Consider the following 20846-nt stretch of genomic DNA (forward strand, 5'->3'; position numbering starts at 1 on the left):
CGCAAGACGGCCCCCGTCGGATGCGTACAAAAGACATGGCTGGCGAGCAGATCGAGTCGCTCAAATTACAAGTTCCATCAGGGAGTGATGGTGGCCTGATGTTTGGGACCGCCATCGGAGTGAGGTGGTTGGTCCCGGTTTGTGAGACAGGCGGCCAAGGTGGATTTGATGACAAAAGAGGATGATCCACCATGAGGACGCGCAGACAGTTCACGGCTGAGTTCAAAGCCAAGGTTGCGCTGGAAGCAATCAAAGGCCACCCGACGGTTGCGCAGTTGGCGACCAGACTCGAATTACATCCCACCCAGATTACGGCGTAAAAGCGCGAGGCGATCGAGAAGCTGGCCAAGGTTTTCGACGACAAGGGGGCTGGGGTTCAGGCCAACCGCGACGCCGAGGTGATGAAGCTTCATGCCAAAATCGGTCAGCTTGTTGTGGCGCCGGATTTCGGCCAAAGCCTTCGATCGCTCTTGATCAGAGGAAGGCAATGATCGAACCCGGTCATCCACGGCTCTCGATTGTACGCCAGTACGAGCTGGCCTCGATCAGCCGCTCGTCGTTCTATCGTGCTCCCCCGGTGGAGAATGAAGCGATGCTCAGATTGATGCGTCTGGGGCTCCAAGGCTGATGACGAAGATCGGTTGGGCAACGATCTATCAGCATGTTCTGGTCTATCTGCACCCTGCGATAAAGCGCTCAATTTCTTGATCTATGGCAGCGACGGCACTCACGGGATCACTCACATTCACATCTTGGATATTCCAGTAGTTGACACGAGCCTCCCACCCAGGAAACCTAACACGAAGCAGTTCCCGATGTTCGGTTTCGGCCAACGCGACAATCGCGTCTGCGCAACGAAGATCGTCGATCTTGCATGCTTTCGGCAAACGATCAGCTCCAAGAGGAAGAACCCGACGGTGTATGAGCGCCTCGTGCGTATGAGTAGACATGGGCCCGACGTTCGAGGACCCCCGTTCGAGCGCCAAACCACGCGAGAATGCCTTCCAATCCAAGCCACGTAAGTTGGCGCGGTGATTGAACAGCTCTTCCGCAAAGCGGCTTCGATAGTAATTTCCGGTACAAAGAAAGAGCACTTGCCGCTTCGTCGAGTTGCTCATGAGGCCCAAAAACCTTTACCACCTGATGCTTCTTGACATGAACAAACAATGAACATTCTCGCGCGACTACGGTGAGTATTTGGAGGCGGCACATCGTATTCGGTTGACCGAGCTTAGCTAACTTGGCATCTGGAGATCAAACAAGGACTGTCACTTGCCCATTGCCGCCAACGTTCAGCTTGGAAAAGGTACGCGGATTCCACTCCCGGATCTCGTGAATCTCTATGGATGTTCCATTGGAGATGATACCTTTATTGGCCCGTTTGTTGAAATTCAAGCCGGAGCAATCATCGGTCGCCTGTGCAAGATACAATCGCACGCTTTTGTTTGCGCAGGCGTCGAGATAGGAAATGAAGTCTTCGTGGGTCACGGTGTTATGTTCACGAATGATCTTCTGCCCAGAGCTACTGACGAATCTGGGGAGCGAATTACAGACTCCTGGCTGATGTCGCGCACCTCAATTGAATTCCGAGCCTCGATCGGCAGCGGGTGTGTCATTCTGCCCGTGAGGATCGGCACGTCCTCTTTGATCGGTGCGGGCTCCGTCGTGACTAAGGATGTCCCACCATATGCGATCGCGGCTGGAAACCCTGCACGGGTGATCGGGGATGTGCGCGACAGGCGCGATAGCTAACTGGTATTGGACTTCTCGTGAAAGTACCTTTCAACGATCTAACATGGCAGTGGCGCCATATCGAAGACAAGGTTCGGTTTGATTTTGAACGTGTCTTTGCCAGCAGCCAATTTTCGTCTGGTTCGTTCGTCGATGCCTTTGAGCGCCAGATCGCGGAATGGTTGAGTGTCCCCCACGCGATCGCTGTAGATTCCGGAACGTCGGCGATTCATCTAGCGCTTATTGCTGCGGGTGTGGGCGCTGGCGATGAGGTCCTGCTGCCCGCTCACACGTTTATCGGCAGCGCTTGGGGTATCCTGTACATTGGAGCGGTCCCCGTCTTCTGCGATGTCGATGAGGAGACCGGAACAATCGACGTCGAGGTCGCCCGCCGACTTGTGACTTCGCGGACGCGCGCCGTCGTTCCTGTTCATCTATACGGTCAGCCTGCGAACATGGATGCGGTTCTCAGCTTCGCCCTGGATTATGACCTGAAGGTGATCGAAGACGCCGCGCAGTCCATCGGAGCAACATGGAATGGACGTTCGACTGGCTCGCTGGGGGATTTGGGTTGCATTAGCTTCTATCCGGGCAAGAATCTCGGGGCCGCGGGCGAAGCCGGATTGATCGTGACCTCAAATGACAGTTATGCGGACCGCTTACGCTCCTTGCGCAATCACGCTCAGAGCGAGCGATATGTCCATGCGGAACTCGGGTTCAACTATCGGATGGACGGGCTGCAGGCGGTCGTTCTGGCGCACAAGCTGCCGCTGCTTTCAGCCTGGACGAAGAGGCGGAACGAGCTCGCCAATCAATATATTACGAAGCTCAAGGGGCTTCCGCTCGAAGTCCCATCTGTCCGGCATCAAACGCACTGCTGGCATCTTTTCGTCGCGCGCACGCCGTCGCGAAACTCGCTCCGCGACGCGTTGTCAAAATCTGGGGTCGAGACGGGCCTGCATTATCCGGTGCCCTTGCACCGGCAGCCCGCTCTTTCGCCTTATGTGAAGCCCGATGCGGCCTATCCGGTGTCCGAGCGGTGGGCAGACGAGGGTCTTTCGTTGCCGCTATTCGTCGGAATGACGGATGAGCAGCTCGACTACGTCGTCAGGGTCGTCGCGGCTTTCTATCGCTAAACAAGAGCGCGGTGGCCACAATCCGCAGGAGATCATTTCACATGCCGGTTTTGCCCGACGTTGTCATTGGAGGCGCTCCGCGTTCAGGCACGACGTTCCTATGCGAAGTGCTTGACAAGCATCCTGGCGTTTATCTGGCGAAGCCGATTGCGCCGGAGCCGAAAGTTCTGCTGACGGACGATCCGGATGGCGATGCCGGGATAGTGAAAAGGTATGATACCTACTTCGCCGATGCTGCGCCGAACTTAGTGAGGGTCGAGAAGACCACTAATTACTTCGAGAATGAAGATGCGCGCATGCGGTTCGCGCGCTTGCTGCCGAAAGCCAAGCTGATTATATTGCTGCGCAACCCCGTCGATCGCGCCTATTCCAACTGGCTGTGGTCGCGTAAGAACGGCCTTGAGACCCTGAGTTTCGAGGAAGCGTTGAATTTGGAGGGCAGGCGGCCCAGTCCGTTGCCGCCAGGCCGCGAAGCGGCACGGCCGTTCGACTATACGACGCGCGGCCGGTACGGTAGCCTGGCGAGAGCCTGGATCGACGCGTTGGGCGGCGAGCGCATCGGCTTTTTTATCTTTGAAGATATCCTCTGCCGTCCGGAGCATTTCGTTGCGGGAATCCAGGCGTTTGCGGGACTGGAGCAGCTGCCTTGGTCCGCGCTGCAGACAGGTCGCGTCAACGCGACGGAATCGGATAAACCCATCGATCCCTGGACAGCTGAGCGGCTTCGTGAACGCTTCGCATCGGAAATCAAGGACTTTCACGAATTGACAGGCGTTGATGTCTCCGCCTGGAGCGTTTAGTCGATGACCTACTAGCCTGCAACCGGCACGCGCTCGCAGCGAACCGGTCTGACTGCTAAATTGATACCTGCGCATCGCGCGCTGAGGTGGATGGCGGTACAATGACAATCGGGATTGGACTGGTGGGCTATGGCTACTGGGGGCCAAACCTATTTCGAAATTTTCGCAACAATGCGGATTGCCGGGTCATCGGAATTGCCGATAAAAAAGTTGAGACCCGCGAGCATATAGCGGCTGCATTTTCGGATATCTTGGCATTCGAGGACGTGGAGATGCTCATCGCACTTCCTGGGGTTGACGCTGTTGTTGTTGCTACTCCTGTCGCAAGCCACTACGATATCGCGCGCCGCGCGCTCGATGCCGGGAAGCATGTGCTGCTTGAGAAGCCGATGTGTGCAACGTCGGACGAGGCCAGCGATCTTATTGAGCGGGCGAAGCGGAAGTCTCTCGTCTTGATGGTCGACCACACCTTCCTGTTTACCGGGGCGGTTCAGATGATCAAGGAGCTGGTTGCTCGTTCTGCCCTTGGTCAAGTGTGCTATTTCGATTCGCTCCGCGTGAACCTCGGTCTTTTCCAGCCAGACGTGAATTGCCTTTGGGACCTGGCGCCTCACGATCTGTCGATCATCAATTATCTGATCGATGACGAGCTGATTGATGTCGAGGCTTCTGGCTATTGTCACGTAAATCAGGTTGCGCCGGACATGGTGTATCTCACGCTGCATTTCCGGAAGAATTGTATCGCGCATCTGAATCTGAGCTGGATGTCTCCTGTCAAGATCCGCCGCTTTACGATTGGTGGAACCGAAAAGATGCTCGTATGGGACGATCTAGACGAAGACCAGAAGATAAAGATTTACAGCTCTGGCATCCATTTTCAGCCCGAAGAGCAACGCTCGATGATCATTCCGCAGTATAGAATCGGCGACATTCATTCACCGCGGTTGCGAAAGACAGAGGCGCTCAATGGCGTTGCCGAACACTTTGCCGACGTTATTCAGGGCAAGGTGCCGTCGATCATGGCCGGAAACGAAGGCTTGAAAATCGTGCGGACCCTGGAATTAGCCCAAGCGCGCCTTGACAACAATTTGGAGCGGGTGCGATCGCAGCGGGATAAGCCGCTATGACCGCGCGAATTCTCGTAACCGGCGGGGCCGGATTTATTGGAAGTCACCTCGTCGATCAGCTTGTGGAACAGGGAAGGCCGGTGACTGTCCTGGACGATTTCTCTGTCGGCCACGAAAGCAACCTCGTCGAGGCGAACGGGAATGGTGATGTTCGCATTGTGCGCGGCTCCGTGACGGATCGCGAGGCGGTCGCGAATGCATTCCAGGATTGCGAGGTGGTCTACCATCTTGCAACACAATGTGTCCGTCGGTCCCTCACCCGGCCGATGGAATCGCACGATGTGAATGCGACCGGAACGATCACTCTTCTGGAGGAAGCGCGGCTGCGCAGCATCCGTCGCTTCGTGTATTGCTCCAGCTCGGAAGTTTACGGAAACGCGTCTCGCGCGGAGTTGCGCGAAGACGTTACGGTCTGCTGTCCGATGACCGCTTATGGCGCGTCGAAGTTGGCAGGCGAGTTGTATACCGAAGCGTACATGCGGACCTACGGTCTGCCCACGACCGTTGTGCGCCCCTTCAATGCCTATGGTCCGCGCGCCTATCAGACCGGCGTTCGCGCCGAAGTCTTGCCGCGGTTCGTCGGCCGAGTGCTGAACGGGCTCCGTCCGGTTGTGTTCGGAGATGGCACCAACGCCCGCGATTTTACCTATGTAACTGAGATTGCACGCGGAATCAGGCTTGCCGGCGAAGCTAGTGCCGTCGTCGGTCAACGAGTCAACATCGCACGCGGGATACCCGTCACGCTGAACGATCTGGCCCGGGAAGTCCTGACGGCCCTGTCGCGGAATGATCTGACGATTGAATATCGCGGTGATCGTCCGGGCGACGTGGCCTATCTACACGCCGACACTGGCAAGGCAAAGAGCTTGCTTGGCTATAGCGCGGAAATTGGGCTGCACACGGGCGTGCGCGACTACATCGATTGGGTTCTAGCGACGGTCAATTCAAAGGATCTGTTAGAAGAAAAGATCGAAAATTGGGTAATAGATAGCGATGCCGATGTCATCCGCTCCTGATCTTGCATTCAGCCGCCCGTGCTTCGGAATTGAGGAGGAAGAGGCCGCGGCATTAGCGATCCGCAGCCGGTGGGTGGTTGGTGGACCTAGCCTAGCCGAATTCGAGAAACTGTTTGCCAAAGCCTGTGGCGCCGAGAACGCCGTGGGGGTTTCGTCTTGGACAACAGGGGCCTTTCTGCTGCTGAAGGCGCTAGGCATCGGTCCAGGCGATGAGGTCATCGTACCGTCGCTGACGTTTATCGCCTCCGTCAATGTCATTGTGCACGCCGGCGCCACACCCGTTTTCGTGGATATCGATCCGGCGACATTCAACGTCGATCCGAATGACGTCGAGCGAAAGATCACGCCGAAAACGCGCGCCATCCTCCCGGTCGATCAAATCGGCTTGCCGTGTGACATCGACCGCTTCTTAGCGCTCGCGGCTGCCAAGAACCTCATCCTCATTCAGGACGCCGCCTGTTCATTCGGGAGTAAATTCCGCGGGATGCCCGTCGGTTCGCATTCGCCGTATTCGGTTTTCAGCCTTCATGCCCGCAAAGTGATTACGACAGGTGAGGGCGGCATGATCGTTACCAATGATAGCGAGCTGTCTGGCAAGCTGCGCCGTCTCCGCCATCAGGGAATGTCGCTCAGCGACTATCAGCGGCATGCGAGTTCGCCGACCACATTCGAATCCTATCCGGAAATCGGCTATAATTTTCGAATCACCGATGTCCAAGCCGCGATCGGAGTCGCGCAGATACGGAAATTCGCCGCGTTTCTTGCGCGCCGCCAGGCAATAGCGCAGGCGTACCTGAGTGGATTAAAGAATCACACTATCGTCGTCGCTCCGAGTGTTCCGCAGCACGTCACCCCGAACTGGCAGTCGTTTCAGGTCAGGGTGCGCGACGGCAAATCAACAACGCGAAACGCACTGATGGAGCACTTTTATCGACGTGGCGTGGCAACGCGACGTGGCGTAATGGCCTCGCATCTTGAAGAACCCTATCGTCATATGAATGCCAGGCTGCCTCATACCGAAGCCGTGGCTGCTTCTTCGCTGCAGCTGCCGATTTTCCCCGAAATGATGGACGCGGACGTCGAACGGGTTCTGAACGTGCTATCGACTTTCGCGAATTGATTGCGGCGACTCGGCGCGTGCGTTCGGCGCCGCCTGATTACCTTTCACTCGCCGACATCTTTCGCATGAAAACCAGCAGGCGATGGATCGGCTTGAGGATCGATGCCCGCGGCCACTTTATATCTTCGACCAAATCGAGGCCTGCGGTTTGCATTTGCCCAGTCCATTGGGGTCCGTGCAGACGTTTAGGAATGATACGTAGATAGCCAACGCGTTCCGCGATGATCTGGGCGGGCTCTCTGGGGTGGATGGTCCGAGCGATCCGGACGGCGAGCGAGTCGGCGGCTGGCGGCATTGCGCGCCAGAGATGTCGTTGTAGGATCAAAATCCGATTCGTTAGATTGTCCTGCGGCATAGTCGCGATGATGACACCGCCTGGAGCTAGGTCCGTCGCAAGCTTTGCAGCAAGCCGGTCGTGATCACCGACGATGAGGTGGAGCACGCTTTCCGCTAGGATCACATCGAACCCATCGAATCGAGCTTGCAGATAGTCGGAAGCCTCGAATCTCAAATCCCCATGGCCGTTCGGGTCAGCTTTTGCTCGTGTTACGGCGGCCTGGATATTAAGAGGCGAGATGTCGACGCCGGTCAGGATGGCGCGAGGCCGGTCGCGGCGAAGCGCGAGCAGAAGATCGCCGGCGCCGCACCCCAGATCCAGAATACGAAGCGTGTCGCTGTCCGGTAAGCGCTCGAGTGCGGCATCGAGGAACAGGCGAATGCTGTCCTCGCGGCCGGAGAAGGCCGCTTTTTCAAACGATCGCCCGGCTTCGCCCCTCACGCGGATTGCCGATCCAAGCGTTCGACAAGATCAATCGGCCGCAGGAATTCGAAGCTGCTATCAGCCGCCATTCGTTCGATGAATTCCCGATAGATATTGAGCATCGGAGGATTTCCGGAAAAGCCGCGCTCGCAATGGGTTAGGAGACACACGATGCCGCCGCTGCTAGCGATCAGGCGCGCCCCGTCGATCCATGTCGACATGATCCTGGCAGGACTGTAGCCGAGAAATTGCAGGCTGCCGTCGCGTGGCATCGACAGCGGAAGCTCCCACATGGTTCCGATTTTCCATGGCCGAGCGCTCGCGCACCCGTTGTTGGGAACGGGAAATAGCCCACCGGATGTGGGGATGCTGCTGTCATATCGGTAGTGTGATGCGAGCTCCTCGATCATGAGCTTGGTACGCACCAGCGACGGTGCGCGATAACCGGCTGTCTTGAATTCAGCCCCGACTTGCGCTCCGGCGGCGAGGCGTGTGTGCCGTTCTGCTGCAGGCGCGAAGGGCGTTCGGTTCGAATGGTCGTACCCATGAATACCGATTTCGTGACCGCGACTGGCGATCTCCGAGGTCAGACCTCTATCGATCGGCCAGGCACATGGCACGATATAATTCGCTGACCGTGCACCGTTGACTTCTTCGATCGGCAAAAACAATTTGACGAGGTTGGTCAGCCCTTCCGCGCTATCGATATCGTGGGTAAGGAGCACTGGCGTCCGCGGCGGCCTTTGAAATGGCAGGCCGCCGAGATCGGCTGCCGCATCGGCCGAAAGGTCCACCGGCCAGCCCGGGAAGCGCGCCCACTGGGACTGCCGGTAGCGCTGCATCCGTCCAATGCCGCGTCCAATGGCGCGCCGGAGCGGCCCCGGAATAGTTCGGTAGTTCACCGGTAATCGTGCCGATGTAGGAGGCCTCGACAGGTAGGCGTTCCGTTCTCGGAGATGCACCGCGCTCTCTTGCGCTTGCGACCGCACCGCGTCCTCGCTCCAGTCGACGCCGCCATTGCCGAAGAGGGCGGCCATGTTCGCCGGCAACATGATATCAAGTCCATCGGCCCAACGCGCCGCCGCCGGCAGCTCACGCGCGTTTAGCCGGACCTTGATCAGCGAGGTCTCAGACATCGGTCGGTAATCGTTTGGTTCGCTTTGAAACAAAATAAAGCGGACGCCTCTTCGTCTCAATGAATATGCGGTACAGATACTCCGCAAGCATGCCGACCATCATGAACAGCAATCCGAACAGCACGGTCATCATGGTCATGATCCCGGTCCAGCCGGGTTCCACATCGGTCATCGACCAGCTTATCAAGAGGTAGAGCAGAAACAGGATGCTGCCGGTGAAAACTGCGAACCCGAGCATAGCGACGAACTTTGCGGGAACCGGTGAAAAGCCTATAAAGACGTCATACGCAGTATTCAGCATCTGGCCGAACGACCATCGCGTAGTACCGTGGACGCGAGCTTTCCGGTCATAGGGAACGGTGGCTTGGTTGAAACCGGTCCAGGCGACGAGTGCAAAAGTGACCCGGTTATGCTCGCGGTATTGCAGAAAGCAGTCGAAGGCAGTGCGATCCATTAGCAGGAAGCTGCCTGTCCTGAAGCGCGAGTTCTTCGGCATTGCATAGCGCGTCAAAACATAATTCAGAATATGCGACGCAGTTTTGCGCGACCAGCTATCGGCCCGCTCGCGGCGCGCGCCCCAGACGATATCGGCGCCGTGACGCCATTCCCGCATGAAATCGAGAACTGTTTCAGGCGGATCCTGCAGGTCGCAAGCAAGCGTAGCAACGGCGTCTTGATCGGGCTCGACATGATCGAAGCCAGCCGTCAGCGCGTAATGGGCGCCGAAATTCCGTGACAGCCGAACGCCTGAAAACCGCGACGAGGTCCGGGCTAGCGCTTCGATTTTGGCCCAACTGTCGTCAGATGATCCATCGTCAACAAAAATGACGTGGGCGTAGATGTCGGGATCGGCGAAGATAACACGGGTGACGGCCTCCGCGCATAGATCGATACTGGCCGATTCATTGAATACCGGCGTGATCAAAGTCAGCCGTCCTGGGCGTGGTCGCTCGCTGGTCATCATGAACCGTACGGAATGTACCTTGGCGGCCTCTGGAATGAGCCTCTGCATAACTTTCAACTGCGGCCGAGTCCATCGCCTTAACGGCACAATCTTTGTATGCGCTAGGCGCTCTTGATTCGCGGGAGCAACCATGCTGCAATGCGAGATGCGGCTTCGGTCACGTCTTCGGATTTCCTGATGTGAATGTCCGGCCTTTCCGGCGGTTCATAGGGCGAATCCACTCCCGTAAAGTTTTTGATCTTGCCGGCAAGGGCTGCCGCGTAGAGTCCTTTTGGGTCGCGCTGGATGCAATCCTCGATCGGCGTGTCGACGAATATCTCGACCAGTTCATCCGGGCCGACGAGCTCACGTAAGCTGTCCCGCTCGGCCCGGAACGGCGAAATGAAGCAGCAAATGACGATCAGACCGGCATCCAGCATAAGCTTGGCGACCTCCCCGACACGTCTGATGTTTTCCACGCGATCAGCGTCGGTGAACCCGAGGTCGCGATTGAGGCCGTGTCTGATGTTGTCCCCGTCGAGCAGGAACGTGTGATAACCGAAGTCGTGGAGTATCTTCTCGAGCTGATTCGCAATCGTGGATTTCCCCGAACCGGACAGTCCCGTGAACCAGAGAATGGTCGGCTTTTGCTGTTTGAGCGTCGCATGCTGGGTTTTGCCGATCAGATGATCATGATGGTGGATGTTGGTAGCCCGGCGAAGCGGAAATAATATCATGCCAGCGCCGGCCGTAGCGTTGGTCGACCGGTCGATCAGGATGAACGATCCGGTGCGCCGGTTATGGGCGTAGGGATCGAATACCAGTGAAGCCGATGTCGAGATGTTGCAGATTCCGATTTCGTTGAGCCTCAACGTACGGGCAGCTCTCTGATCGAGCGTGTTGATGTCGATCTGATGCTTCAGCGTTGTAATCCGTGCCGGAATCTTCTGGGTTCCGCATTTCAGAAGATAGGATCGTCCGGGTAGCATCGGGTCGTCATCCATCCAGATCAGCTTGCATGCAAACTGATCGGCGACGGCCGGTCTGTCCTGCGGGTCGACCAAAACGTCCCCGCGCGCAATGTCAATTTCGTCGCCGAGCACGAGAGTGATCGAGTCACCTGCTGCCGCCTCTTCGCGTTCGCCATCGAACGTGACTATTTTTGAGACGACTGTTTGGCGGCCCGATTTCGCCACGACCACGTCGTCGCCGCGGGCCACGGATCCGGTTGCCACAGTACCGCTATAGCCGCGAAAATCCGAATGTGGGCGGCTAACGAGTTGTACTGGCAAGCGGAATGGCTGAGCGTTGGCCTCCGCGGAGACATCGACATGTTCCAGATGGTCCAGAAGGCTAGGACCCTCGTACCAAGGGGTCAACGGTGATGGGCTAACGACATTTGCGCCGAAACGGCCTGATATCGGAATTGCTATGACTGAACCAAACTCGAGAGGCTGAGCGAACTTACCATAGGCCTCTACAATCAGGTCGAACGTTTCGCGTGAATAGCCGACGAGATCCATCTTGTTAACGGCGAGTACGACGTCCCGAATGCCGAGCAGCGAGCAAATAAAACTGTGTCGCTTGGTCTGAGTGAGGAGGCCTTTGCGGGCGTCGACCAGAATGATCGCAAGATCGGCCGTCGAGGCACCCGTCGCCATATTGCGTGTATACTGTTCGTGGCCGGGCGTATCCGCAACGATGAAGCTGCGATTGCGTGCCGCAAAAAACCGGTAGGCTACGTCGATCGTGATGCCCTGTTCACGTTCGGCCTCAAGCCCATCTAGCAGTAGCGCGAGATCGACTTCCTCTTCGTTTGTTCCATAACGGACCGAGTCGCGCTCAGCGGCGGACAACTGATCCTGAAAGATAGATTTCGAATCGACAAGCAGGCGCCCGATTAGGGTGGATTTACCGTCGTCTACTGATCCACACGTCAGAAGGCGGAGCAGTCCACGTCTAGGCGTGGGTTCGCCATCGGATGCTTCTTTAAAGGGCTTTATAATCAAAAATACCCCTCTCGCTTCTTCCGTTCCATCGATGCGGCCTCGTCGTAGTCGATGAGGCGCCCCTGACGCTCTGACATCGTCGAGGTCTCCATCTCGACGATGATGTCGTCGACGTTCACAGCTCGCGATTCCATTGCGCCGGTAAGTGGATAGCATCCAAGAGTTCGGAACCTAACGGGCATCATCTCAGGCGTTTCGCCGGAATTTAATGGCATGCGTTCGTCGTCTCTCATGATGAGAGCGCCCGAGCGACGAAGGACGGTCCTTAAGCGGGAAAAGTAGAGGGGGACGACCGGAATTTGTTCGAGCTTGATGTAAGTCCAAACATCCAGCTCGGTCCAGTTCGACAACGGGAAAACTCTGAGCGATTCACCTTCCTTAAGTCTGGTGTTGTACAGATTCCAGAGTTCGGGCCGTTGGTTACGAGGATCCCACGCATGAGAAGCGTTGCGGAACGAAAAAACCCGTTCCTTGGCGCGGCTTTTTTCTTCGTCGCGGCGGGCGCCGCCGAAGGCTGCATCGAACTTCCACTTGTCCAAGGCTTGACGCAGACCTTCCGTAGACATGACCTGTGCATGCGTGCTTGCACCGGAAGTGATCGGATTGATACCGCGTCGTAAGCCGTCTTCGTTGGTATGGACTCTCAGTTCGATACCAAGCGCGTCCGCGATTAGATCGCGGAACGTAATCATGTCCTGAAAATCCCAGGTCGTCGCGATATGCAGAAAGGGAAACGGCGGCTTGCCCGGGAAAAAGGCTTTTCGAGCGAGGTGAAGCATCACCGTCGAGTCCTTGCCGATGGAGTAAAGAAAGACTGGGTTGGTCATTTCGGCAACGACTTCGCGCATGACCTCGATCGACTCGGATTCGAGCCGGCGGAGGTGCGGAGTGAGATTGCGACCGCGGGGGGCTTCTGCACCTTGCCTTGCATACCGACAGATAAGATCTGCAAGAGGCGTTTCCGCCGTCTGCAGTGTCAGCGGGTCCCGGCTGATCATGTGACTTCCACGTGCTTCGTCTTGCGCGTTACCGTAAAAATGGTGGGTGCAACCCGGAGCATGGAACTGCGCCCGACGAACGCAAAGTCCAGGAACTTGATGGGGAAAAAAAAGAGACAAAAAACCAGGTACAAGAGTGCCTTGAGCCGCTCACTGCCTAGTGAAAAAGTCGCGGCTAGTACCTCGATCAAAAGCAAAGTCAGCAAGGTAAAGGGCCCCGTCGCGTTGCGTTGTTCCAGAAGTTCGAAGCCCGGAAAGAGATTAGCGGCGCCCACGTGAGTGAGCCGCTGATAATCATGAGGAGAGGCGTGGAAAGGAAACATAAATGGAATCAAATGGGCGGCCAAGCCGCCCTTGCGCGTTGCTCGTGCGAGATGTTTGCAAATTTCAGACAACCCGGGAACGTGCTCAAGAACGGAACGCGATATGAAGGCATCAACGGACTCATCCCGGAATGGCAGGTTGCTCAGGTCGCAAACGATGTCGGTCGCGGCGTAATCGAACAGGTCTATCGTAAGGATCCGCGGATCTATTCGATGGTTGCCCGCACCGATATCAACGACAAGCTGTTTGTCCGGGTCCGCTAGACGTAGCACCGCGGCACGATAGTTAAACGGAAAGGTCGGCGCGAAGATCGTGATTCCCCAGGCATAGTAGAACTTTCCCAAGGCTTTCTTTAGCCGATACTTAACAATGTCGAGTTCGTCCGTCGCTTCAGGAACGTCGATGAAGTAGATTTTTCCGCCTCTGACCGGGTATTCTGCTGAGCATGAGGAGCAGCGCAGGGATCCTGCTGTGTCGAAGAGATCGGCTCGGCAAGCGGGACAGCAGAGTGCTCGTCGCGCTTTGGCCATACGCACATCCTGTTTGCTGTCTCGCGTTTCCACTCGCAACGTTCAATTCCAATTTTCGCAGGGCTGCGCCTCGGTCCGGGCTGGCGGGAGCGGGCTAATCCTCGGCCAATACCACAGAATCGTTTGATGTGGAATATTTTGCAATCCGATTCATTTCAGCCTAACAAAGGCTCTACATTTAGCTCGGGTTGCTGTCGGGCGGCCGTGGCCGAGCCAGTCACGACAGGAATACGCGGCGTGGGTAAGAAATCGCATTCCGTTGAAGAACATTGGATTTGGAACTGCTGGCGTATCGCTGGCTATCTCTTTGCGGCCTTGAATGTTGTTCTGTTCGTCTCCCTCTTGACGCGTGGTCTCGATCTAACTGATGAAGGTTTCTATCTGAATTGGATCAAGAACCCCTGGGAGTATTCTTTCTTCCTAACGGCAACGGGCTTCTTCTTTCACCCGCTCGCGCTCATGTTTCCAGACAACATCGTCGCGTGGCGGTTAGTCGCGGGCGTGATAGTGCTGGGATTTGGCTTTGCGTTCGGCTGCAGCATTAGCGCATATGCATGCAGATGGTTGCCCGAGAAGCCGAAGGTCTCAGTGTCTGCGGGGTTGTTTCTATCGATCGCGGCGCTTTCTTTCTATAGCTGCTGGCTGCCCTCGCCGGGGTACAACCTCCTCAATTTTGCCGGCTGCCTCTCGTTCACCTCGGGCTTGCTGTTTAGCGCTGGGGGCCATGTTGATGCGCACCGCCGCCGGATCGTGTCAAGTGCGGCAATGATCAGTTTTGGTGCGATTGCAATCTGGATGGCTAGACCTTCGACCGCATTTCCGATGGCGCTCTTCGCCCTGATATTCCTTGTTGTTCATCGGCAACGCGAAGTCTTTTGGTCATTGATCTGGGCGGCGGTTTCGACCTTGATCGTCAGCGCGGCAATCGTGATGGTGATTGGCGGTACCTTTCAGGGTATGGTTGATCGCTACCGTCTTGGCTTCGAGCTGATAGGCCTCTTGAGGCCTCCGTTCTTGCTGTCCGTGAAGGATCAGTTCCGGGGCACGTTTTCGCATTTTGAATGGGCGTTCTTTCTCGTTGGGGGCGCCATCGTCGTTGCGATCGTGCAATTGGGTTGCCTGAACAGACTTCACCGAGCGCTCCATTTAGTCGTGGCGTCCGCCCTTATTGCAATAGGCATTTGTATAGGAGCGAAGATTGTTGCTGATGATGGTGGTCGATCGGTCGCTCGTTTATGGCCATTAGCAGCGGTGATCGCACTTCTCGTTGCATACCTTTGTCAGGCTCGGGTAACGGTTCTCGCTGTCACCCTTCTTGTGATGTCGGTGCTAGTCTGGCAAAGCGTTTCGTCTGTGCTGACGATGGTAATCTTCGCTACGTTGATGCTTGGGATAATCGGTCGTTCGGTTGATAGCTGCAGAGCGCGAGCATGCTGGACGGCGCTCCTACTTTGCTGGGTTCCGATCGCTTTTGGATTTGGCAGCGGAAATTCCATTGAGCTCATGAGTGGGCTTGCTTCTGTATTCTGGGTAGCGGCCGTGATGCTAATGGTAGTGACCCTATTTCCGAGCGTTCATGGTCGGCTCGTAGAGTGGATAGGAGTAGGATTTGTTTGCGCGACATTTGCGGCGATGATCGGCGCGGCATCACGGCCCTATCGTTTGACGCATCCGCTGTGGCAGCAAACCGAATGCATGGTGATCGGACGTTCCAGTCTTCCGATATGTCTCGATCCTGCCTCGGTCAGTTATTTGCAACGGATTAAAAAGGCTGCGCTTGAATCCGGGTTCATCAAATCTACCCCGATTATCGACCTGACCGGAACGGCCCCGACGACGATTTTCTTTTTGGAAGGGTTGCCAATCGGCTCGGCATGGCTGCTAGGTGGTTACCCAAATAGTGAAGAGTTCACGCGACGGGCGCTTGAGACCGTTCCGCGCGAAGACCTTAATCGCTCTTGGGTGTTAAGCGCGCCGAAAGGGCACCGGCCGATTCCCGCAATGGTCATGAGTTCGATGGGCTTGAACTTTCCGTCCGACTATGAGGAGGTCGTCCAGAGCCACACTGAATACGAGAATGAAATTCATATTCTTTGGAGGCCGAAACCCAAGTAGATTATGAGCATGGATGTCCACGTCAACTGCACACAACGATAGAGCGCTCCGCCTGCCCCGATTGCGGACAGGTTTGATCGCAAGGTAGCTTTGACGCGGGCATCGTCTGCAAAGCGGGCCCACGATGCTTACCGGTCTATCTCTGCTCTGGGTGCCGCGCTTGCAGTTCGCGCAGACCCTGCGGGTGCGGCCACCGATTGCCGTGCACCATTTCGAACGGGGAAGGTGAGCTCAACTGCAGTTTCCTGTCCCAAAACAACGGCCGATGCCTTCGCAACTATCGACATTCGCAGCGCTCTCATTCTACAGCTTTTGGTCGCTTCCACTATGCTGCAATTTACTTAATTCTCCTTTTCGCGGCTGATTTCCTCTTTAGTGCCGGTAATGCTGGCGGCTACTACTACTTACGATGTAAAGTCCTTATGTCGGACAGCGCGTCGTTGGATCTTCACTTACTCGAACGCTGAGCGGTAAATTCTTGTGGACATAGTCGTCGATGAAGAGGCGCCAAGTCGTTTCGCCATCCTCTTGCGTGCCGGCCTGAACGAAACCGAGCCTACTGAAATGATCGCGAACTAGGCCGTTCTTGGCGGTCGGAATGTAGCGCCCGGTGATCGCACTGATCCCCCTCAACCGAGCCTGTTCGACCAGGTATTGAAGGATGGCCTCCTCCACGCGTCGGCCGAGCACGCGGCACGACATGATCCAGCTGTCGACCTCCCAAGCTTGGCCGGTCCTACGGCATATAACCGTCGAAATCATTCCGTTGTCGCCGAAAATATCCTCAAGCCGGGCCTGTATCGTAAAGACGTCGAGCCTTGATTCCAGCGCTGCGATTTCGGCATCGCTGTAGCGACGGGTGGTCAGGTTAAACTGATTTGATTTCGAGATCAGTTGGGCAATCCGCTTGCGGCCGGCGCCGTCGAACGGCGCGATCGACAGCGTCATTCCAAGCGAACGCAGATAGTCGTTATGATCACCGATCCGCTCGAGCTGGGCGGCGCGAAGTGCGTTCGCTTTGTTGAAGCCTGCGCGGAGCTGGTCCTCTTTTGAAAAGCCGGCTTGCTCGAAATATCCCGCAGCCTGGAACACCGGGAGCCAGTCGCTTGGATCTTCCGGCAGTTCGGGCACGGCCACCGCCGGCAGCGCATCGCGGACGCGTTTCCGTTCGGCCGGGTTGTCATCGAGGAACACAAAAGAATCGAGACCAAGGTCCAGCGCATCGGCAATCGCCTTGATATTGGCGGCCTTGTCTTCCCAATTGACTCGGAAGGCGACGATGTCGTCTTCCTTCAGGATCATTTCGGGGTGGTTGCGGAACGCGTCGAGCGCTATGGCTTCATCGTTCTTCGAGGAAACGCACAGGATGATCCCACGCTCCTTGAGCGAAAGTGCCATCCGCTGCAATGCCGAATGGGCTTCGCCGAGCGCGCTGCCATTGCCCAGCTCGAGCCCTTCGATGCCATCGTCACCGACGATGCCGCCCCACATGGTGTTGTCGAGATCGAGAACCAGGACCCGACGCGACCGTCCCATTTGCGCTGCCAGGATTCGCATGACATTGTCGGCATAAAGCGGGATCATGGCGGTCGCGAACGGATACTTCGCGGCGTACCAATAGCGTCCGGCAGACCATGCCGACTGCCCGACTAGCCCGGCCAGCGCGTTCACGTCAAGCACCAGCCGGGATTCCTGCCGCGAAAGGTGCGCTAGGCGGCGGTTGAATTCGCTGGCCAGATAACGCGGGCTGCCCGCCAGGCCAAGGTCCATGTTGAACTGAACGGCGTCAGGATCGGCGGCGAGCGTTTGCAGGATGATGGGACGGCCTGTCGCCGCCTCGGCCACTTCGGCAATTCTTCTGATCCGCCCGAGCGCCGCTTCGACGATCTGCGCCGTCACAGCCTCATCGCCGAGCGGAGAGGTGAGCCTGAGCATGCGATTGTCGGAAGCGACCAGCACGAAATCCGGCGGATTCTTCTTCAATGCAGCGCCGTTCCTGTCAAGCCATGGCTCCGGCTCTTCATACTCCGCGATCGTGACGTCGAGCAGGAATTTGAACCGGATCGCGGTCCCGATCAGGGCATCGGACATATGCGAGGCGGTGCTAGCCGACAGGATCAGTATGCGGACTGGCAGTAGGCCGTTCTTCCGCGCTTCAGCAGCGAAATTCGCGGGCGCAGACTTCAGAATGCCGTTGATCTTCCGGCCGAGAGCGCGGAGGTCGGATTCGTCCCACGCCGCCTGCGCGAGCGACTGCAAGAATTGCAGCGCCCCCAGAGGTTCGGCCGGCAGCGAAGCAAGCCGTTCGCGCATCTTTCCCGAAGGCCGCGTCAGCCAGGGCAGTGCCTGCAAGGACATTTTCGTCGCCCGGCTCGTCGAGACCTGCGGTTCACTCACTGCAAGCGTTCCTCAATCAGCTGAACAAACTGCCGGACCGACATGATCTGTTCGATTTCGGTGAGATTGAATTGAATATCGAACTCACTCTCGATGCCGCTCACCAGCCGGATATGCGCCAGGCTGTCCCAGGTCTTGAGAGTCTTCTGGCTCGTCTCCGGCCCGATCACCAGGTCTTCATCATCGAGTTCGGCGCGGAACACGTCCTGAACTCTGGCCAGTATGGCATCCGACGAATTCACTCTTTCAGACGCTTGCACCATCAGATCATCGACCCTTCGAAGAGAAAAAAAGTTCCGGCCTCGGAACGGGCTGGATATACATCGTGATACCCCTGCGACCAAGGGTGACCGCCCGTTCGATAAACGGCTTAGCATCGGCGGCAAGTATCCTCAAATTTGATAATTTGGCCTCGACGCAGATATCCGGGCCGAAATGCCGGCGCAGCCGCTGCGGCCTGATGTCGCCTATCCGCCGCATGTATTCGTGTTCGCCGGTTTCGCCGCCGGCTCTTTTCCAGCGGTATTTGATCGTGCCGTCGAAGACGCTCCGGAAGAACGGGACTTCGTCGAACAGCAGACATTCGGCGGTGTGCAGGTGAGTTAAGAAGTTGAAACCGGCGCCGATTCCGAGGATGCGCCCATCCAGCTCCGCCAGCCGGCAGAACGGGCTCTCCTTGCCCCAAGGCATCAAGGTGAGATGATGATCCCGCACTAGAAAATCAGCGTTGGGGCCGACCGCGCACACAGATGAAGACAGGTGTATGCTTCTGCGTGCGTCGGGAGAGCGACGGAAGACTTCGCATAGCAGGCCAGTATAGACCGGCGCCCTGTCGACGAGAAAGACCTTGTCGGGATTGTGATCCATCGGAAACGCGGGCATGGCAAGCGTTCCGCCCGGGCCGAGCAGGTCACGCATTAAATCAATCATTTCACTTGGGCGTAGGGCAACGTTGTAAAATTCGTTCCATGAGGAATGGACCCAGAGGGTCCTTCCGGGCGTCACCCCCAGATCGATCAATTGTTGTCGCAGTTTGGCGATCGAAACGGGGCGCCGGTAAATTTTTTTCGAAAGCCACAATTTTTGTTGGCGCAGGAAACCACGTACGTCGCTCCGGCCTATGAGCTTCTGGGCAACGCGTTTGACGGAGCTGCGGACGGTGCGAGACATGTTTGGAAGCACAATAGCTGGTTAATGCGCTGTATTTCGGGGGCATGATGACGCTTCGGTCCGGAAGACCTCAGCCGCGCGGTGCCGGCTCAGGCCGCGCCGTGCGCTGCACCTCATATACAATGGGGAGCATCACGTCCAATGCGTTGTCGGCGCTCGCGACGCCAACGGTTGCGGTTTGATCGGTCAGGATGCGGGGCAAGCGGCGGGAGATGATGTGAATATTGCTCGTGAATTCATTCAGGTATTTCGCGAGGATTTCTCCGGCCATTTTCGCCATCGCATATTCCGCTGTAGTGCTGACGCCTTCGTCGATCGCAACGGTTGACGGGTAGAATAGGGCGAGCTTTGCCGGCCCGTCATGAACCAGGGCGGTGCACAGATCGAAGAAGCCGTCGGCATAAAAACGCATGAAGGTGCGCAGCTTGTCCGGCTCGTAGAGTGCGGATTTGCGCTGAAATATTTTCGCGGTCGCGAAGTAGTAGCAGGAATCGACCGCGCCCAGCTGCTGTAGTTGTTCGCTCGCCGGCATCAGCGCGTCGTAACGCAATATCTCGCATTGGCCTCCGGCGCCGAGAATCTCGGCTGAGACCCGCTCGGCCTCATGTTGGCCGTCCCTGTAAGTAATGAGAGGGCGTCCGCCGCCGGCAGCGACGATCTTCGCCGTCACTTCGCCAAGGCCTCGCGAGCCGCCGACAATGAGTGATCTCTGTCCGGCGAATGGGCTTCCTGCGACGTGCAACGATATCTCGGTCATGCTTGACTGGGACGGCGGAGTCGGCCGGGCAAAGGCATCCAGCCGGCCTGCGATGCCCGAGCCCGAAACGTCGATTTGCAGTGATCGAAACCGGGCGTCGACCTTCTTGACTGCATAGGCGAGCGCGCCATCCCGCTCGGTGTCCAGAGCGCAATTCACATTGAGCCCGGAGAACAGCGAGTGCAGTCCCGGGCACGCCATCCCAACAATTTGAGAAGTCGCAAGCAGCGCCTTGAGGGCCGCAATGCCGATCGTTTCCGAAAGCGCGGGGAATGGCGATTGGACGTCGCCATCCCCCGTCGCTACCGTGCCGGTCTGATCGGCGAGCTCGTCGAAGCGGAGATCGGCAGGCTGTGAAATCTGCGCTGGCACGGACGGCGCCAATAGTGTGCTTCGGGCCAACGCCTTTCCGGGTTCGGATGAAAGCCTGATCAGCGCCACCACCGTATTTGCGGCGACGACCTCAAATTCGACCTGCCGGTCGGTGCGATCGCGAATTCGGACCGATGCAAGCTCGTTGAGGTACAGCGGCTGGAGAAACCGGGCGCGGATATTGGCAACCTTGAAGGGAAAGCGAAATAGCACGGCATCTGCCGCCCATGCGAGATTGTGAATCCCATGCACCACGGGCGTACCCACCTGGGTGCGACGCGCGAAGGCTTCATCCAGATGCATCGGATTCCAATCCCACGAGAGCCGGGCGAATGCGATCTGATCGTTCAGGCTGAAGCTTCGGCTGGCAAGCTGCTCGTCACTCATCATGGCCCTGCAGTTCCC

The 20846-nt window shown here is 57.2% G+C and carries 19 protein-coding genes; 8 read left to right on the top strand and 11 right to left on the bottom strand.

Features of this window, described 5'->3' with window-relative positions; genetic code table 11:
- Positions 1 to 185: hypothetical protein (locus IVB47_RS06745; protein ID WP_247460584.1), on the top strand; the 185-nt coding region annotated here is incomplete at its 5' end.
- Positions 186 to 293: 108 nt separating this feature from the next.
- Here the strand turns inward: IVB47_RS06745 and IVB47_RS06750 are convergent.
- The gene (locus IVB47_RS06750; protein ID WP_247460585.1) at positions 294 to 509 is read right to left on the bottom strand and encodes a hypothetical protein; all 216 of its coding nucleotides are present in this window, start codon (positions 507 to 509) and stop codon (positions 294 to 296) included.
- Positions 510 to 1272: 763 nt separating this feature from the next.
- On the opposite strand from IVB47_RS06750, the gene IVB47_RS06755 reads away from it, so the two are divergent.
- The 6 genes from IVB47_RS06755 to IVB47_RS06780 all read left to right on the top strand — a co-directional run bounded on the left by IVB47_RS06755 (position 1273) and on the right by IVB47_RS06780 (position 6930).
- Positions 1273 to 1752, top strand: coding sequence for an acyltransferase (locus IVB47_RS06755; RefSeq protein WP_247460587.1), 480 nt, complete (start codon positions 1273 to 1275; stop codon positions 1750 to 1752).
- 17 nt (positions 1753 to 1769) lie between these two features.
- Entirely contained in the window at positions 1770 to 2867 is a 1098-nt protein-coding gene (locus IVB47_RS06760) for a DegT/DnrJ/EryC1/StrS family aminotransferase (RefSeq protein WP_247460589.1), read from the top strand.
- Positions 2868 to 2908: 41 nt separating this feature from the next.
- On the top strand, positions 2909 to 3667 hold the full coding sequence (locus IVB47_RS06765; protein WP_247460591.1) for a sulfotransferase: 759 nt from the start codon (positions 2909 to 2911) through the stop codon (positions 3665 to 3667).
- A 101-nt stretch (positions 3668 to 3768) separates the two neighbouring features.
- Entirely contained in the window at positions 3769 to 4794 is a 1026-nt protein-coding gene (locus IVB47_RS06770; RefSeq protein WP_247460593.1) for a Gfo/Idh/MocA family oxidoreductase, read from the top strand.
- Positions 4791 to 5810 (top strand): NAD-dependent epimerase/dehydratase family protein, encoded by a 1020-nt coding sequence (locus tag IVB47_RS06775; protein ID WP_247460595.1) that lies wholly within the window; start codon positions 4791 to 4793, stop codon positions 5808 to 5810. The genes IVB47_RS06770 and IVB47_RS06775 overlap by 4 nt, the downstream gene beginning before the upstream one ends.
- On the top strand, positions 5788 to 6930 hold the full coding sequence (locus IVB47_RS06780; RefSeq protein ID WP_247460597.1) for a DegT/DnrJ/EryC1/StrS family aminotransferase: 1143 nt from the start codon (positions 5788 to 5790) through the stop codon (positions 6928 to 6930). Before IVB47_RS06775 ends, IVB47_RS06780 begins: the two co-directional genes overlap by 23 nt.
- A 37-nt stretch (positions 6931 to 6967) precedes the next feature.
- On the opposite strand, the gene IVB47_RS06785 is transcribed toward IVB47_RS06780, so the two are convergent.
- The 6 genes from IVB47_RS06785 to IVB47_RS06810 all read right to left on the bottom strand — a co-directional run bounded on the left by IVB47_RS06785 (position 6968) and on the right by IVB47_RS06810 (position 13630).
- On the bottom strand, positions 6968 to 7708 hold the full coding sequence (locus IVB47_RS06785; protein WP_247460599.1) for a class I SAM-dependent methyltransferase: 741 nt from the start codon (positions 7706 to 7708) through the stop codon (positions 6968 to 6970).
- Positions 7705 to 8826, bottom strand: coding sequence for a hypothetical protein (locus IVB47_RS06790; RefSeq protein ID WP_247460601.1), 1122 nt, complete (start codon positions 8824 to 8826; stop codon positions 7705 to 7707). The genes IVB47_RS06785 and IVB47_RS06790 overlap by 4 nt, the downstream gene beginning before the upstream one ends.
- Entirely contained in the window at positions 8819 to 9790 is a 972-nt protein-coding gene (locus IVB47_RS06795; protein ID WP_247460603.1) for a glycosyltransferase family 2 protein, read from the bottom strand. The genes IVB47_RS06790 and IVB47_RS06795 overlap by 8 nt, the downstream gene beginning before the upstream one ends.
- A 101-nt stretch (positions 9791 to 9891) precedes the next feature.
- Positions 9892 to 11778: a sulfate adenylyltransferase subunit CysN gene (gene cysN / locus IVB47_RS06800; RefSeq protein WP_247460605.1), complete on the bottom strand. Its 1887-nt coding sequence runs from the start codon at positions 11776 to 11778 to the stop codon at positions 9892 to 9894.
- The gene (cysD, locus tag IVB47_RS06805) at positions 11775 to 12626 is read right to left on the bottom strand and encodes a sulfate adenylyltransferase subunit CysD (protein ID WP_247460802.1); all 852 of its coding nucleotides are present in this window, start codon (positions 12624 to 12626) and stop codon (positions 11775 to 11777) included. The genes cysN and cysD overlap by 4 nt, the downstream gene beginning before the upstream one ends.
- Positions 12627 to 12772: 146 nt before the next feature.
- Entirely contained in the window at positions 12773 to 13630 is an 858-nt protein-coding gene (locus tag IVB47_RS06810; protein ID WP_247460607.1) for a methyltransferase domain-containing protein, read from the bottom strand.
- 237 nt (positions 13631 to 13867) lie between these two features.
- On the opposite strand from IVB47_RS06810, the gene IVB47_RS06815 reads away from it, so the two are divergent.
- Positions 13868 to 15745, top strand: a complete 1878-nt coding sequence (locus tag IVB47_RS06815) for a hypothetical protein (RefSeq protein ID WP_247460609.1) — start codon at positions 13868 to 13870, stop codon at positions 15743 to 15745.
- A gap of 420 nt (positions 15746 to 16165) precedes the next feature.
- Here the strand turns inward: IVB47_RS06815 and IVB47_RS35505 are convergent, their stop codons facing one another.
- From IVB47_RS35505 to IVB47_RS06835, 4 genes are all read right to left on the bottom strand, one after another.
- A complete protein-coding gene (locus tag IVB47_RS35505; RefSeq protein ID WP_247460611.1) occupies positions 16166 to 18142 on the bottom strand; it encodes an HAD-IIIC family phosphatase in 1977 nt (658 codons plus the stop codon).
- Positions 18139 to 18405 (bottom strand): acyl carrier protein, encoded by a 267-nt coding sequence (locus tag IVB47_RS06825; RefSeq protein ID WP_247460613.1) that lies wholly within the window; start codon positions 18403 to 18405, stop codon positions 18139 to 18141. Before IVB47_RS06825 ends, IVB47_RS35505 begins: the two co-directional genes overlap by 4 nt.
- A 4-nt stretch (positions 18406 to 18409) precedes the next feature.
- Complete coding sequence (locus IVB47_RS06830) at positions 18410 to 19312, bottom strand: AAC(3) family N-acetyltransferase (protein ID WP_247460616.1); 903 nt, start codon at positions 19310 to 19312, stop codon at positions 18410 to 18412.
- A 70-nt stretch (positions 19313 to 19382) separates the two neighbouring features.
- Positions 19383 to 20831 (bottom strand): MaoC/PaaZ C-terminal domain-containing protein, encoded by a 1449-nt coding sequence (locus IVB47_RS06835; protein ID WP_247460619.1) that lies wholly within the window; start codon positions 20829 to 20831, stop codon positions 19383 to 19385.
- Positions 20832 to 20846: the final 15 nt, after the last annotated feature.

The organism is Bradyrhizobium sp. 62, assembly GCF_023073035.1.
Taxonomy (GTDB): Bacteria; Pseudomonadota; Alphaproteobacteria; order Rhizobiales; family Xanthobacteraceae; genus Bradyrhizobium.